The organism is Streptomyces sp. NPDC047453 (genome assembly GCF_040643155.1).
Lineage (GTDB): Bacteria > Actinomycetota > Actinomycetes > Streptomycetales > Streptomycetaceae > Streptomyces.
This window is the reverse complement of sequence record NZ_JBEYTS010000022.1, coordinates 86,130-97,857: the sequence shown is the minus strand read 5'-3', so window position 1 is coordinate 97,857 and position 11,728 is coordinate 86,130. Positions and strand designations below refer to the sequence as shown.

Here is an 11,728-nt window from a genome sequence, read left to right as displayed (position 1 = left end):
CAACCTCGCGGTTTCACCTTTGAATATGCAGGGCACACCAAAAGTTAAAGACGGTGAAAGGACGCGCGGGGGCAGCAAAGGCGGGGCAAGAAGGGCGGGGGAAAGAAGGAAGGGACGCCGAAGCGTCCCTTGCAACTCTGACAACTGAGCGGTTGACGGGCAGCCCAACCACTGTGTCGTTGTGCGATGCAGTGATCAGGTGAGCGCAGGCTCCGCCTGGTGTGCGTCGACTCGCTCCATGATCCTGTCGTGAGAAGCGGCAGCCGTCAGGGCGTCGTTCTCCGCCTGGATCCGCACAAGCTCGGATTCCAGGTCCTGGACGCGCTGCTGGAGCCGTCGCATCTCGGCGAGGAGTCGAGGGTCGGAGCCGCCGACGTAACCGAGAAGCGCCTTTGCCATGATGGATGGTCCTCCACACTGAGTGACCGACCGAAGCGGTGTGGGTCGTGAGGGATTCGCACCCGTGGTGCTTGGCACTGCCTGAGTTGTGGTGCCGTTCATCCATGCCAAACAGCTAAGGTGCGCGGGCTTTTAGCGTCTCACCAAAAAGTTTGACGGTCAACACGATCACGCCCCGTATCCATGGGCGTCCCGGGGGCGCGCGACCGGAAACCAGGTGGCGCTGCGACTCCTGCGGGCCCCTCGGGGCGTGCGGATCATCCTGCTGAGCGGAGCCTCCCACGCCGCGCGTTTCTTGGCAACCACCTGCTCCTTTTCCCTCCGGGCAGATGCCTGTGGCAGTTTCCGCCGCCGCCGGCGGACCCGCGCCGCGCCACACGATCAGCGGATGGCGAAGCCGTCGTACCCACCGCGCGGTGTGTCCCAGATCTCCGTGACACCGTCCACACGTCCGGGCGTGTCGCCGCCCTGCAACCAGTCCAGGAGCTTCTGGCACCCCTCGCGGGCCCCCTCGGCGACCACTTGCACACGCCCGTCCCCGAGATTGAGGGCGAAACCGCTCAGGCCCCCGATCTCCAGCGCCCTGGCCCGGGTGAACCAGCGGAAACCCACTCCCTGGACTCGTCCGCGGACCCAGGCGACCAGTCGAACATCCTCGCTCATGGGTGCAACCTAACCGGCCAATGTCTCTCGGGGCACCTCCGCCTCTCGCGCCATGCGGTACCGTCCCGATCCAATGAATCTCATCTGAAACTCACTCCATTGAGTGAGTTGGGTTGACCGCGTCGGCTCAGGGCGCGCGTCGACAGAGAGAGACGAGGAAGGCCAGCACATGGGACGCCACCGACGCTCGGACGCCGGCCGCGCCGCCACGGGCCGCGCCACGGGGGACAGTCGGACGCACGGCTCGTACGAGCGGGACCGTGATCCGTGGGACAGCCACCCGCAGGACGACGACGGCCGCCTGGGCATCGCGCCCTACCTGAACCCGGATCTGTACGCCGACCCCCGCACCAGGCCCCAGGAGTACCTCTTCGACACCGACGACGGCGCCGCGCACGCCAGGACCACCGTGGTCTTCCCCTCCGAGGGCTTCAGCCCGGCGGACGGACCGCGGGAGCGGGGGCACCGCCGGAAGAAGAAGGCCGCGACACCGGTCCGCACGGGGCTCCTCGGGGTCTCCGCCGCGGTCGCCCTCGGCACCGTCGCGGTCGCCACCGGCGCGGTGCCCGGCCTCGAGAACTACAAGCTGGGCGGCCCGAACGGCGGCGCCGACAAGGTGCAGGCCGCGGGCTCGCCGACGAACAGCGAGAGCCCGCAGGGCGGCACCTCCGGCAGCGCCGACGCCGACCCGGGCGGCACCTCCCGGGGCTCCGCGACGAGCCGCGACGCGGACCGGTCCACGTCACCGGAGCGGTCCGCCTCCGAGTCGGCCCCGGCCTCCGCGCCGGACGCGGACCCGGCGTCGGCCACACCCACGAAGGCGCCGGAGGCGAAGCCGACCACGGCGCCGGAGAAGCCGGAGACCGCGCCGGCCGAGACCGCCACCAAGGCACCGCCGAAGACCCAGGCCCCGACCGCCGTCTCCACACAGGCCGCCGTCGAGGCCGAGGTGCTCAGGCTCGTCAACGAGGAACGGACGAAGGTGGGGTGCAGCGCGCTGACGGCGAGCAGCGCCCTCGCCGGCCTCGCCCAGGACTACAGCGAGGCCATGGCCGACGAGAACTTCTTCGACCACACCGATCCCAGCGGCGCCTCGCCGTGGGACCGGGCGGCGAAGCTCGGCATCACCGGCCTCGGCGGCGAGAACATAGCCCGCGGGCAGGCCGACGCGGCGGCGGTGATGGACGCCTGGATGAACAGCCCCGGCCACCGCGCCAACATACTGAACTGCGACTTCAAGACCCTCGGCGTCGGTGTGCACTTCGGCTCCGGCGGTCCGTGGTGGACGCAGGACTTCGGGTACTGAGATAACCGCAGGTCAGAGGCATAATCCCGCTCCTGGGCCGTCTCGGGGCCGTCTTCCGTAGGTTCGTCGTCCTGGAACACGCGATCCACGGCGGCCCGGGTGCGGGTCTTGCTGGTCGGCATCAGGTGCGTGTACGTGCGCAGCGTGAAGCCGGGGTCATGGTGGCCAGGTACTCACTGAGGGCCTTGATGCTCTCCCCCGCGTCCAGGAGCACCGAGGCGTAGAAGTGCCTCAGCGCGTGCATGCCGTTGTCCCTCCCGGTCTCCACGTCCGCAGTGCGAAGAGCAGGCCGCCACACGCGATCGCCTAGGGGCGGCGGCCGGTGGCCGAGCCGAAGCCCAGCCAGGTGTGCCGGTTGTTCCACCAGCACCAGCCCACCTTGGGGGCGTCGCGCCGCTCGCGGCCGTCCCGACCGGTGCCGTTGCTGATCCAGATCGCCGGGGTGCGGGCGTCCAGGGCGCCGTTGGCCTTGCGTAGCCGCGAAGCGATGGTCATGAAGCAGTGATTGCGCTCCAGCACCTCAGGCTGCTGCAGCAGCCAGTGGATGCCCTCGGTGAGCACGAGCGGGGTGCGGTCCTCCTTGGTGAGGGCGGGCAGGGCCTCGTCCGGGCTCCAGTTGGCCATGTGGTCGCCGCGGTCGAGGCCGGTGACGAGGTAGAGGGGCGCGTCGGGCAACTCGGCGTGGTGGGGCACGAACTGGTCGACGTCGGGCATGTCGACAACGACGAAGCCGGGCTTGCCCTCGCGACGGAGCAGCGATGCGAGGGCGGAGGCGGGGGCCCGGTCCGGGTGGACGGCGAGCAGGACGCCGCCGTCCCCGACCTCGGCGCCCTCGGCGAAGGCCCGCAGCTCGGCGGCGGATATCCCGGCGAGCTCGGGCACCCCGAGCCCGATCAGGCACTCGGCCTGGGCGGCGAGCGGCGGAAGCGGAGTCACAGCGTCACCGGAAACGGCTTCGGGCACGGGCACGGGGGTCGTCCAGCATGCCGCACCCTGCAGCCAGCAAGAACGTGGCCGCTACCGCGACGATCCGCGCGTGGACCGAAACAACCGCCACACAGCGACGACGGGCCCTGCTCTGGCCTGTCGACCGCGCCAGGTGCGCTGGCCTCACCCGCTGCAACTGGTCCGGCACGTCGTTGTCGGCGTCCACGAACAGACCCTTCTTCGCTCTCAAAGCCCCTCCCCAAACCCATGCTTGATCGCAGCCGGACCATACCCGCCGGCACCGACATGAGATGCCCGGTGCCGGCGATGTCGCCTGCAGCAAGGAGCCCAAACAGTCGCGGGACTTCCTCACGGCTGACCGTGCGCATCTGGCCGGGGACCACTGAATCGTCCTCGGTGTCCTCCCAGAGCAGCAGCCCGCCGGCGAACGCGCACCAGCTCGGGCACTGGCGGGACCCGTCCGGTGGATCGTCAGGTGGGGCTGACTCCTGGTTAGCGCCACCTGACGGTTAGCGCTGTGCGCGAGTACGCTTGGGTCATGAGCACCCCACAGACCCAGGACGACCTCCCTTACAGCGTGTTCGCCAGGGCCTGCCCTTCGCGCGGCACGCTGGAGCATGTCACGGGGCGCTGGGGCGGGCTCGCGCTGAGCGCTCTGTACGAGGGCTCGTTCCGCTTCAACGAGCTGCGCCGCCGTGTCGACGGTGTGAGCGAGAAGATGCTGTCCCAGACCCTCCAGGCGCTGGAGCGGGACGGCCTGGTGCATCGCGAGGCCCAGCCGACCAACCCGCCCCGGGTGGACTACGAGCTCACGGCGCTGGGCCGCGAGGTCGCCGAGCGGCTGCTGGCCCTCATCCACTGCGTGGAGGGGCGCATGGACGACGTCCTGGCGGCACGCGACCGTTACGACGCCACGCGCGGCGCCCGCTGACACTTCGGGCAGTAGTAACTGGAGCGGTTCATCCACGGGCGGCGGCGCAGCGGGGTGGCGCAGCGGCGGCAGGGCAGGCCCTCGCGGCCGTAGGCGTCCAGGGAGCGGTCGAAGTAGCCGGATTCCCCGTTGACGTTGACGTAGAGGCTGTCGAAGCTGGTGCCGCCGACGGCGAGGGCTTCGTTCATCACGTCCCGGACGTGGGTGAGGAGTTCGGCCGTGCGGGGGCGGGTGAAGGTCGCGGTGGGGCGTTCGTAGTGGACGCGGGTGCGCCACAAGGCCTCGTCCGCGTAGATGTTGCCGACGCCGCTGATCAGGGACTGGTCGAGCAGGGCCCGTTTGATGGTGGTCCGCTTGCGGCGCAGGGCCTGGTGGAAGGCCTCGTCGTCGAACAGCGGATCGAGGGGGTCGCGGGCGATGTGCGCGATGACGTCGGGCAGCCCGTCGGGGGTGGTGTCGTGCAGCGACAGGCCGCCGAAGGTGCGCTGGTCGACGAAGCGGAGTTCGGTGGCCTCCGCCGCGGAAGCGGCTGATGTCGGCGTGTCGGCGAAGCGGACCCGGATGCGCAGGTGCTTCTCGGTCGGCGCGCTCAGCGGCTGGACCAGCAGCTGGCCGCTCATGCCGAGGTGGGCCAGGATCGCCTGGCCGCTGTCCTGGAGGGGCAGCCACAGGTACTTGCCGCGGCGGCTGGGCAGACCGAGCCGGTGGCCCTGGACGCGGTGCGCGAAGTCCTCCGCGCCGGCCGGGTGGCGGCGTACGGCACGTGGGTGCAGCACTTCGACGCCGGCGACGATCCGGTGCGCGACCCACCGTTCCAGTCCGCGCCGTACGACCTCGACCTCGGGCAGCTCGGGCATGACTTCCCCGTTCACACATCGCGGCCGGTGCGGCCGTCACGGGCCGAGCGCCCGCCCCGGGGCGGGGACGGGCGCTCGGTCGCGTTCTGCTGGGCACGGCCTGGCGGAGGACCGCCGGACAGCCGTGCTCGGTTTCCCGGTTCTCAGGCGGAGGCCGGCGCCTCATCGGCGCCGTCGGAGGACTCCACCGCCTTGGCACGCTCGTCCGCCGCGGCCCGGATGGCCCGCCACGCGGACTCCGCGGCCTGCTGCTCCGCCTCCTTCTTGCTGCGGCCGGTGCCGGTGCCGTACGAGACGCCTCCGACGCGGGCGGCAGCAGTGAAGGTCTTCTCATGATCGGGGCCGGTCTCCGTGACCAGGTACTCGGGGACACCGAGCCCCTCGGTCGCGGTGAGTTCCTGGAGACTGGTCTTCCAGTCCAGGCCGGCTCCGAGGTTGGAGGACTTCTCGATCAGCGGGTCGAACAGGCGGTGCACCAGTTCGGAGGCCGCGTCGAGGCCCTGGTCGAGGTAGACCGCGCCGATCACCGCTTCCAGGGTGTCGGCGAGGATGGATGCCTTGTCCCGGCCGCCCGTGCCCTCTTCACCACGGCCGAGCCGGATGAAGGCGCCCAGGTCGAGGCCACGGCCGACTTCCGCCAGCGCACGCGAGTTGACCACCGCGGCCCGCAGCTTGGCCAGCTGGCCTTCGGGCAGGTCGGGGTGGGTGCGGTACAGCGTGTCCGTGACGACCAGGCCGAGGACGGAGTCACCGAGGAACTCCAGCCGCTCGTTCGTCGGCAGACCGCCGTTCTCGTACGCGTAGGAACGGTGGGTCAGCGCGCGCACCAGAAGGGCGGACTCGAGCTTGTAGCCGAGCCGCCCTTCCAGAAGCGTGTGGGACGAGGCCGTGTTGTCCGACGGAGCACCTGCGCGTCGGCGATTGCCCGCTTCGGCGCCTTCCGCCTTCTTGGCAGTGGACACAGTGCCTCTCACCAGCCGCTCAGACCTCGAGGACCTGGCGCTTGTTGTAGGTGCCGCACGACGGGCACGCGATGTGCTGCTGCTTGGGCTCGTGGCAGCGCTCGCACGCAACCAGGGTGGGGACCGCAGCCTTCCACTGCGACCGGCGGTGGCGCGTGTTGCTGCGCGACATCTTCCGCTTCGGAACAGCCACGGCTACTTCTCCTGCTTCTCGTCGGCGCGTGCTGATCGAGGCGCGCCGCCGCTCATCTCGTCCTTCTCGCCGTCCTTCATGGTGCCGGCGAGTCCCTGCAAAGCCGCCCAACGGATGTCGACGGCGTCGTGGTGGTGGTCCGGGTCGTCCACGAGCCGCGCTCCGCACTCGGAGCACAGACCAGCGCAGTCTTCCCGGCACACCGGCTGCATCGGCAGTGCGAGCACCACCGCATCCCGCAGCAGAGGTTCGAGGTCGAAGAGTCCGTCCTCGAGGAAGAGCCTGTCCTCGTCGTCCTCGTCGTCGGCGGCGTCTTCGTCGGACCGTGCGATCGCACGGCCCCGCTCGTCGGCGTCGGGGTACGAGAACAGCTCCTGGAAGTCCGCGTCGAGTTCGAGCTCGAGCGGCTCCAGACACCTTACGCACTCCCCCTCGGCCTGTGCACGGGCGGTGCCTGTGACGAGCACCCCTTCCATGACCGACTCGAGCCGGAGTTCGAGCTCCACCGGGGCGCCTTCCGGCACTCCGACGACGCCCTGGAGACCGAGGTCCCTGGGGGCGGGGACCGTGCGGGTCTGGCGCTGCAGCGCGCCGGGCCGCCGCCCCAGCTCGTGTGTGTCGAACACAAGAGGGTTGCGGTGGTCGAGGCGGGCGTTCTGAGCCATTCCTGCTTTCGGTTTCCGAACTCGGGGGACGCTTTCCCGGTGGCGTTCCGGGCAGCGCAGATCGCGGACGTATGCACGACCGAAGAGCCAGGATACTTGACCTTTCGCTCTCGGCCCAATCGGGCGGCCCGCCTAGAGGCCGCGACCCTGTTCGTAGGCGCGCAGCTGCTCGGCGCTGATCATGCTGGTGTCGAAGAGGCTGGTCTCGTCGAGGGCGTGGGCCTGCGGCTGCGCGTACCCGTGGTGGTCCTGGGGGTCCTGCTGCCCCTGCTGGGCCTGGTTCGGGTCGTAGCCGGCCGGCTGCTGGGCGTCGTAGGCCTGGAAGGGGGCGCCTCCCGCCTGGGCGTAGCCGGAGGTGCCGGCGGTGGGGGCGTAGGGGTCGGGCTGCTGGTAGCCGTACTGGTCCTGCTGGCCGTAGCCCTGCTGGTAGCCGCCGTACGGATCGCCCTGCTCGGGCTGCTGGTAGCCGTAGGCCGGCTGCGGCTCGTACTGCGGCGCGGCGGGCCGCTCGGCGGGCGGGGCCGCCGCGGAGCGCGGGGCCGCCGGGGCGTCGGCCAGGGCCGCGAGGTCGGCGAGGTAGTCGGCGTCGCTGGAGTGCTGGACGGTGGTGGCGTCGTCGGCGAGGGCGCCGAGGTCGTCGGTGGCGATGCGGCCGTGCAGCTTCTGGCGGCCGCGGCCGACGGCCTCCAGGGTCTTGGCGAGGACCGCCTCGAAGGCACCGAGCTTGGCGTCGACGTACGCGTCGGCGTTGCGGCGCAGGGTCTCGGGGTCGTGGCTGCGCTCGGGGGCGTCCTCGTCCTCGTAGCCGTCCTCGTCGAGGCCGGGGCCGGTGCCGAGCAGCTTCTCCCGGCCGCGGCCGACCGAGCCGAGGGTCTTGGTGAGGACGACCTCGAAGTTGGCGAGCTTGGAGTCGACGTAGTCGTCGGCCTCGGCGCGGACCTCCTCGGCCTCCTGCCGGGCCTCGCCGAGGATCCGGTCGGCCTCGGCCTGGGAGCGGCGGGCGACCTCGGTGCCGGAGACCAACGAGCCGCGCTCGGCGTGCGCGCCCTCGATGATCCGCTCGGCCTCGCGCCGGGCCTCCTGCACCATCTGGTCGCGGTCGCCGATCAGCTCCTGGGCCTGCGCGAGGGAACCGGGCAGGGCCTGGCGCACCTCGTCGAGCAGCGCGAGCAGGTCGGCGCGGTTGACCACGCACGACGCCGACATGGGCATGGACCGGGCGCCGGAGACCGTGGCCACGATCTCGTCGAGCTTCTTCTGCACGTCCACCGTGTGCTCGCCACTCTCTACAGGTGTGTTGGACTACCGATGTGTCGGAGACGGACGGGACGACTGTACGTCCATGAGGTGATCGCCGGACACCGGGTGACGGGCCGTCAGCCGCCTCAGTCCTTCTTCAGCCGCTGACTGAGGGCCTCGAAGACCAGCGGCGGCACCAGGTGGGAGACGTCTCCGCCCCATGCCGCGACCTCCTTGACCAGGGAGGACGACAGGAAGCTGTAGGTGGGGTTGGTGGGCACGAACAGCGTCTCGACGCCGGAGAGGCCGTTGTTCATCTGGGCCATCTGCAGCTCGTAGTCGAAGTCGCTGACGGCGCGCAGGCCCTTGACGATGGCCGGGATGTCGCGCTGCTTGCAGAAGTCGACGAGGAGGCCGTGGAAGGCCTCGACGCGGACGTTTCCGTACTCGGCGGTGACCTGCCGGATGAGGTCGATCCGCTCGTCGATCTCGAACAGGCCCTTCTTCGACTGGTTGATCATCACCGCGACGTAGACCTCGTCGTAGAGACGGGAGGCGCGGGCGATGATGTCCAGGTGTCCGTTGGTGATGGGGTCGAACGACCCGGGGCAGACGGCGCGGCGCACTTGAGATCCCTCGCTCTCCGGTCCGGTCATCGTGCGTCTTCGCACGTAGAGGCGGCGCGACCGTACCAAAACGTCCCTTCGCCGTAGCGACGGGCCCTGATCGCGTCGAACCCTCGCGGCCACGTGAACTCGCCGCCCCTGGTGCTGCGCTCCACGGTGACGAGGGCGCCCTCCGCGAGCCACCCCTCGGTGCGGAGTGTGAGCAGAATCTCGCGAAGATCGTCGTCGGAGACCGCGTACGGCGGGTCGAGGAAGACGATGTCGTACGGCTCCGCCGGGGGCGGCGTGTGGACGATCTGTTCCGCTTTGCCGGCCCGTACGTCGGCGCCGGGGAGGCCGAGCGCCTTGACGTTCTCCCGGACGGTGCGCACCGCTCGCGCGTCGGCCTCCACGAGCAGGGTGTGCCCGGCGCCCCGGGACAGCGCCTCCAGGCCGACGGCGCCCGAGCCGGCGTACAGGTCCAGGACGCGTTCGCCGTCCAGCGGGCCGCCCAGGAGGGACTGCCAGGTGGAGAACAGGCCTTCGCGCGCCCGGTCCGAGGTGGGGCGGGTTCCGCTGCCCGGCGGTACGGCGAGACGGCGTCCGCCGGCCCGGCCGGCGATCACGCGGGTCATGTCTGGTCCTTGCTTGTCGGTGGCGGCCTTGTCGGTGGCGGCTCGGGTGCGGCCGGTCCCAGTCTGTCAGCCCTTCTCCAGGTATTGCTCCCGCTCCTCGTCCAGCAAAGCCTCCAGCGCCGTGCGCAGCCCGGGCAGGTGCTCCAGGTCCGGGTCGGCGGCCACCACCGCGGCGGCCTCCTCTCGGGCCTCGGCGATGATCTCCTCGTCGTCGATGACGGCGAGCACCCGCAGGCTGGAGCGGGCGCCGGACTGGGCCTGGCCGAGGACGTCGCCCTCGCGGCGCTGTTCGAGGTCGATGCGGGAGAGCTCGAAGCCGTCGAGGGTGGAGGCCACCGCGTTCAGCCGCTGCCGGGCGGCGCTCGCCTCCGGCATCTCGGTGACCAGCAGGCACAGGCCGGGCGCCGCGCCGCGGCCGACGCGGCCGCGCAGCTGGTGCAGTTGGGAGACGCCGAAGCGGTCGGCGTCCATGATCACCATCACCGTGGCGTTCGGCACGTTCACGCCGACCTCGATGACCGTGGTGGCGACCAGGACGTCGGTCTCGCCGGCGGCGAAGCGGCGCATGACCGCGTCCTTGTCGTCGGGCTGCATCCGCCCGTGCAGCACCTCGACCTTCAGGCCGTGCAGGGGGCCCTCGGCGAGCCGGCCCGCGATGTCCAGCACGGCGAGCGGCGGTCGCTTCTCCGCCTCGTCCTCGGCGGACTTCTTCGCGGCGGCCTTCTTCGGGTCGTCCTCCTCGTCCCCGATGCGCGGGCAGACCACGTACGCCTGGTGGCCCTTCGCCACCTCCTCGCGCACCCGCTCCCAGGCCCGGGCGAGGAAGTGCGGTTTGTCGGCGGCCGGGACGACATGGCTGGCGATGGGCGAGCGGCCCGCCGGGAGCTGGTCGAGGACGGACGTCTCCAGGTCGCCGAAGACGGTCATCGCGACCGTGCGCGGAATGGGCGTGGCGGTCATGACCAGCAGGTGCGGGGGTTGCCTGCCCTTGCCGCGCAGGGCGTCGCGCTGCTCGACGCCGAACCGGTGCTGCTCGTCCACCACGACCAGCCCCAGGTCGTGGAACTGGACCTTGTCCTCGATCAGCGCGTGGGTGCCGATGACGATGCCCGCCTCGCCGGTGGCCAGGTCGAGCAGGGCCTGCCGGCGGGCCGCGGCGCCCATGGATCCGGTGAGGAGGACCACTTTGGTGCCGTGCTCGGCACCGCCCAGCATGCCTCCCTCGGCGAGCTCCCCCATCATCTCGGTGACCGACCGGTGGTGCTGCTGGGCCAGTACCTCGGTGGGCGCGAGCATCGCGGCCTGCCCGCCCGCGTCGACGACGGCGAGCATGGCGCGCAGGGCGACGAGGGTCTTGCCGCTGCCGACCTCGCCCTGGAGCAGGCGGTGCATCGGGTGCTCGGTGGCCAGGTCGGCGAAGATCTCGCGGGAGACCTTCCGCTGTCCCTCGGTGAGGGTGAAGGGGAGGCGGTCGTCGAAGGCTGCCAGGAGTCCGTCCGGGACGGCTACGCGGGCGACGGCGGGGAGTTGGGTGTCCGCGTGGCGGCGGCGGGCGAGGGCGACCTGGAGGACGAAGGCCTCGTCCCACTTCAGGCGGGCGTGGGCGTCGGCGATGTCCGCCTTGGTGTGCGGGCGGTGGATCTTGAGCAGGGCCTCGGGGAGGGTGACCAGGCCGCGGCCCGCGCGCAGCGACTCGGGCAGCGGGTCGAGCGCCTCCTGGGCACTGGGCAGGACGGTCTGGACCGCCTTGCCGATCTTCCAGGACTCCAGCTTGGCGGTGGCCGGATACATCGGGATGAGGGCGCCGGCCCAGCTCTCGACCGCTTCTCCGTCCTCGCCCTTCAGCAACTCGTACGCCGGGTGGGCCAGTTGCAGCCGCCGGTTGAAGACCGAGACCTTGCCCGCGAACATCGCGCGCGTGCCCGGCAGGAGTTCCTTGTGCGGCTTGTGCACGCCGTTGCCGAAGAAGACCAGTTGGAGCCGGCCGCTGCCGTCCGTGATCGTCACCTCCAGGCGCTGGCCCTTGCCGCGGGGCGCGCGGGCGGAGGCGAACGTGTGCAGGCGGGCGTCGGCGACCTGGGCGACCACCGTGACGTGCTCGTCCATGGGCAGGTCGGCGAGGTGCGTGAGCTGGCCGCGCTCCTCGTACCGGCGCGGGTAGTGGTGCAGGAGGTCGCCGACGGTGTGCAGGCCGAGGTGCTCGGCCATCACCTTCGCGGTGGCGGGGCCGAGCACTGACTTCAGTGGCTGTTTCAGTGGTTCTTGCAGTGCGGGCACGAGATCCATTGCACACCACGGCACCGACAATGCCGTAGACCTCCCGGG

General features: G+C 70.9%; 13 protein-coding genes and 1 pseudogene. 2 read left to right on the top strand and 12 right to left on the bottom strand.

Annotated features, from left to right (window positions below; genetic code table 11):
- Nucleotides 1–195 precede the first annotated feature (195 nt).
- Together ABZ818_RS20890 and ABZ818_RS20885 are read right to left on the bottom strand one after the other, a co-directional pair.
- Nucleotides 196–399 (bottom strand): hypothetical protein, encoded by a 204-nt coding sequence (locus ABZ818_RS20890; RefSeq protein WP_009190853.1) that lies wholly within the window; start codon nucleotides 397–399, stop codon nucleotides 196–198.
- A 381-nt stretch (nucleotides 400–780) separates the two neighbouring features.
- Nucleotides 781–1,062, bottom strand: a complete 282-nt coding sequence (locus ABZ818_RS20885) for an acylphosphatase (RefSeq protein WP_361416386.1) — start codon at nucleotides 1,060–1,062, stop codon at nucleotides 781–783.
- Nucleotides 1,063–1,231: 169 nt separating this feature from the next.
- On the opposite strand from ABZ818_RS20885, the gene ABZ818_RS20880 reads away from it, so the two are divergent.
- Complete coding sequence (locus ABZ818_RS20880; protein WP_361416383.1) at nucleotides 1,232–2,368, top strand: CAP domain-containing protein; 1,137 nt, start codon at nucleotides 1,232–1,234, stop codon at nucleotides 2,366–2,368.
- 32 nt (nucleotides 2,369–2,400) lie between these two features.
- On the opposite strand, the pseudogene ABZ818_RS20875 reads toward ABZ818_RS20880, so the two are convergent.
- Both ABZ818_RS20875 and ABZ818_RS20870 read right to left on the bottom strand, forming a co-directional pair.
- Nucleotides 2,401–2,663: pseudogene (locus tag ABZ818_RS20875) on the bottom strand (tyrosine-type recombinase/integrase); the annotation flags it as partial.
- An 11-nt stretch (nucleotides 2,664–2,674) separates the two neighbouring features.
- A complete protein-coding gene (locus tag ABZ818_RS20870; protein WP_361416380.1) occupies nucleotides 2,675–3,331 on the bottom strand; it encodes a DUF5701 family protein in 657 nt (218 codons plus the stop codon).
- A gap of 523 nt (nucleotides 3,332–3,854) precedes the next feature.
- Between ABZ818_RS20870 and ABZ818_RS20865 the strand changes: the two genes are divergently transcribed.
- Nucleotides 3,855–4,247, top strand: a complete 393-nt coding sequence (locus ABZ818_RS20865; protein ID WP_361416377.1) for a helix-turn-helix domain-containing protein — start codon at nucleotides 3,855–3,857, stop codon at nucleotides 4,245–4,247.
- Here the strand turns inward: ABZ818_RS20865 and mutM are convergent.
- The 8 genes from mutM to recG all read right to left on the bottom strand — a co-directional run bounded on the left by mutM (nucleotide 4,220) and on the right by recG (nucleotide 11,689).
- Nucleotides 4,220–5,104 (bottom strand): bifunctional DNA-formamidopyrimidine glycosylase/DNA-(apurinic or apyrimidinic site) lyase, encoded by an 885-nt coding sequence (gene mutM / locus ABZ818_RS20860; protein ID WP_361416374.1) that lies wholly within the window; start codon nucleotides 5,102–5,104, stop codon nucleotides 4,220–4,222. The genes ABZ818_RS20865 and mutM overlap by 28 nt on opposite strands.
- Nucleotides 5,105–5,247: 143 nt before the next feature.
- On the bottom strand, nucleotides 5,248–6,078 hold the full coding sequence (rnc, locus tag ABZ818_RS20855; protein WP_361416371.1) for a ribonuclease III: 831 nt from the start codon (nucleotides 6,076–6,078) through the stop codon (nucleotides 5,248–5,250).
- 7 nt (nucleotides 6,079–6,085) lie between these two features.
- Nucleotides 6,086–6,259, bottom strand: coding sequence for a 50S ribosomal protein L32 (rpmF, locus tag ABZ818_RS20850; protein WP_003951102.1), 174 nt, complete (start codon nucleotides 6,257–6,259; stop codon nucleotides 6,086–6,088).
- Nucleotides 6,260–6,261: 2 nt separating this feature from the next.
- Nucleotides 6,262–6,924, bottom strand: coding sequence for a YceD family protein (locus ABZ818_RS20845; protein ID WP_361416369.1), 663 nt, complete (start codon nucleotides 6,922–6,924; stop codon nucleotides 6,262–6,264).
- 132 nt (nucleotides 6,925–7,056) lie between these two features.
- Nucleotides 7,057–8,193, bottom strand: coding sequence for an ATP synthase F0 subunit B (locus ABZ818_RS20840; RefSeq protein WP_361416367.1), 1,137 nt, complete (start codon nucleotides 8,191–8,193; stop codon nucleotides 7,057–7,059).
- 116 nt (nucleotides 8,194–8,309) lie between these two features.
- The gene (gene coaD, locus ABZ818_RS20835; protein ID WP_361416365.1) at nucleotides 8,310–8,819 is read right to left on the bottom strand and encodes a pantetheine-phosphate adenylyltransferase; all 510 of its coding nucleotides are present in this window, start codon (nucleotides 8,817–8,819) and stop codon (nucleotides 8,310–8,312) included.
- A complete protein-coding gene (rsmD, locus tag ABZ818_RS20830; protein ID WP_361416363.1) occupies nucleotides 8,816–9,403 on the bottom strand; it encodes a 16S rRNA (guanine(966)-N(2))-methyltransferase RsmD in 588 nt (195 codons plus the stop codon). Before rsmD ends, coaD begins: the two co-directional genes overlap by 4 nt.
- A gap of 66 nt (nucleotides 9,404–9,469) precedes the next feature.
- Nucleotides 9,470–11,689 (bottom strand): ATP-dependent DNA helicase RecG, encoded by a 2,220-nt coding sequence (recG, locus tag ABZ818_RS20825; RefSeq protein ID WP_361416361.1) that lies wholly within the window; start codon nucleotides 11,687–11,689, stop codon nucleotides 9,470–9,472.
- Nucleotides 11,690–11,728 lie beyond the last annotated feature (39 nt).

Bases quoted from the DNA above. Each gene is read 5' to 3' on its own strand.
- ABZ818_RS20890 (WP_009190853.1), bottom strand. From the start codon at position 399: ATGGCAAAGGCGCTTCTCGGTTACGTCGGCGGCTCCGACCCTCGACTC.
- ABZ818_RS20885 (WP_361416386.1), bottom strand. From the start codon at position 1,062: ATGAGCGAGGATGTTCGACTGGTCGCCTGGGTCCGCGGACGAGTCCAG.
- ABZ818_RS20880 (WP_361416383.1), top strand. From the start codon at position 1,232: ATGGGACGCCACCGACGCTCGGACGCCGGCCGCGCCGCCACGGGCCGC.
- ABZ818_RS20865 (WP_361416377.1), top strand. From the start codon at position 3,855: ATGAGCACCCCACAGACCCAGGACGACCTCCCTTACAGCGTGTTCGCC.
- mutM (WP_361416374.1), bottom strand. From the start codon at position 5,104: ATGCCCGAGCTGCCCGAGGTCGAGGTCGTACGGCGCGGACTGGAACGG.
- ABZ818_RS20845 (WP_361416369.1), bottom strand. From the start codon at position 6,924: ATGGCTCAGAACGCCCGCCTCGACCACCGCAACCCTCTTGTGTTCGAC.
- coaD (WP_361416365.1), bottom strand. From the start codon at position 8,819: ATGACCGGACCGGAGAGCGAGGGATCTCAAGTGCGCCGCGCCGTCTGC.
- rsmD (WP_361416363.1), bottom strand. From the start codon at position 9,403: ATGACCCGCGTGATCGCCGGCCGGGCCGGCGGACGCCGTCTCGCCGTA.
- recG (WP_361416361.1), bottom strand. From the start codon at position 11,689: ATGGATCTCGTGCCCGCACTGCAAGAACCACTGAAACAGCCACTGAAG.